Source organism: Alcanivorax sp. HI0083 (assembly GCF_001635175.1).
In genome coordinates, this window is sequence record NZ_LWFX01000193.1 from 1 (window position 1) to 1,095 (window position 1,095).

Consider the following 1,095-nt stretch of genomic DNA (forward strand, 5'->3'; position numbering starts at 1 on the left):
CTTCGGCCATGGTTGGGTAGTTGAAGGTGGTATCAATAAAGTACTCCAGCGTGTTGTTTTCACCGGGTTGACGCATGATGGCCTGACCCACGTGGACAATCTCCATGGCTTGATAGCCAAAACAGTGGATACCCAACACCGCCAACGTCTCACGATGAAACAGAATTTTCAGCATGCCTACCCGCTCGCCAGTAATTTGCGCCCGGGCCAGGTTTTTGAAGAAGGCCTGCCCCACGTCATACGGCACTTTGGCTTCGGTCAATTCCTGCTCGGTCCGCCCAACGCTACTGATCCCGGGAATGGTATAAATGCCCGTGGGCACGTCTGTTACCTGGCGCACTTCGTCACCAGCAATGGCGGCGGCACAGAAACGCCCCTGATCGTAGGAGGCGCTGGCCAGTGATGGCCAGCCCACCACATCACCCACGGCATAGAGCGTGTCCATCTCAGTCTGATAGCGCTCATTGACCTTGAGCTGCCCACGACTGTTGGCTGCAACCCCCACATTTTCCAGGCCAATATTCTGGGTGTTCCCGGAACGGCCGTTACACCACAACAAGGCATCCGCGCGCAGTTTCTTGCCGGATTCCAGCTCCAGCGTTACGCCCTCGTCATCCGCCGTCACCCGTTTGTAGTGTTCACCCTGGCGAATGGTGCAGCCTTGCTCACGCAGGTGATAGCTGAGCGCATCGGAAATTTCCGTATCCAGAAAATCCAGCAAGTGCTCACGGGAGTTCACCAGGTCCACCCGGATGCCAAGCCCGGTGAAGATGCAGGCATACTCCGAGCCGATGACCCCGGCACCATAGACTAGGATATGCCGCGGCGTATGGTCCATGGTCAGGATAGTATCCGAGTCGTAGATGCGCGGATGAGAGAAGTCCACGTCATCCGGGTGGTAGGGACGTGATCCCGTAGCGACCAGAATATTGCGGGTTTTCAGCAAGTGCTGGCGGCCTGCATGGTCATCGACCCGCACTTCTTGCGGTGACAGAATCTCACCACGACCCCCGAACACGGTAACCCGGTTACGGACATAAAAGTCCGTTCGAACCTGCACCTGAGAGTCTATTACCTCGCGGGTGCGGGCAATCA

At 57.0% G+C, this 1,095-nt stretch carries 1 protein-coding gene; it reads right to left on the minus strand.

The window, feature by feature from the left end; all coding sequences use genetic code 11:
- The coding region (sthA, locus tag A3754_RS02045; RefSeq protein ID WP_063518716.1) for a Si-specific NAD(P)(+) transhydrogenase at positions 1-1,095 on the minus strand (1,095 nt) is incomplete at both ends.